The sequence below is a fragment of the Promicromonospora kroppenstedtii DSM 19349 genome (genome assembly GCF_000515355.1).
Lineage (GTDB): Bacteria > Actinomycetota > Actinomycetes > Actinomycetales > Cellulomonadaceae > Promicromonospora > Promicromonospora kroppenstedtii.
In genome coordinates this window covers 56928-57626 of sequence record NZ_KI911678.1, presented here as the reverse complement: position 1 = coordinate 57626, position 699 = coordinate 56928, and the positions used below count along the sequence as shown (strand labels likewise).

General features: G+C 76.8%; 1 protein-coding gene. It reads right to left on the bottom strand.

The features are described from left to right. Positions 1–699 (bottom strand): ROK family protein (locus tag PROKR_RS14155; protein WP_157602088.1); only part of this gene is annotated, 699 nt, incomplete at both ends.

Sequence of the window (699 nt, the reverse complement as noted above, 5' to 3'; positions counted from 1 at the left end):
CGGCCGTGACGAGTGGGTCGCCGCCCTCGGCGAGCGCCCGCAGCTCGGCCAGGGAGCCGACGTCGCACCCTGCCTCCCCGAGCCGGCGCAGCAGTGCCGTGCCGCCTGCCTCCGCGGCGAGGCAGCCCCTGCGGCCGCATCGGCAGACGGCGTCGCCACCCACGTCGACGTGCCCGATGTCGCCCGCCCCGCCGTCGGTCCCGCGATAGGTGCGGCCGTCGATGACGAGGCCTGCCCCGAGGAACCGCGACACCTTGACCAGCACGAACGGCTCGGGGCGGCCCCCCAGGCCGGCCAGGCCGGCACCGAGCTCGGTGAACTCGCCGTACGCCGTCGCGTCGGCGTCGTTCTCCAGGTGCACCGGCACGTCGAACCGGGCCCGCACAGCCTCCAGCACGGGCCACGTGCCCCAGCCCGGCATGACCGGCGGGTCGGACAACCGGTGGTCGTGCGGGTCCACGGGGCCGGGCACCGAGAGCGCGACCCCTCCGACGGAGGCCGGCTTGATCCCGGCGTCGGCCAGCAGCATGTCGAAGCCGTCCAGCAGCTCCGGCAGCACGGTCTCCGGCCCGGCGGCAAGGTCCACGACCAGCGGCATCCGCGCCAGCAGCGTCCCGTGCGGGTCGACGACGGCGAGCACCGCCGCGTCCGAGGAGTGAGCTCGCGAGCCGCCCGCGTGCGCGGCCTCGGGCGCGGGCT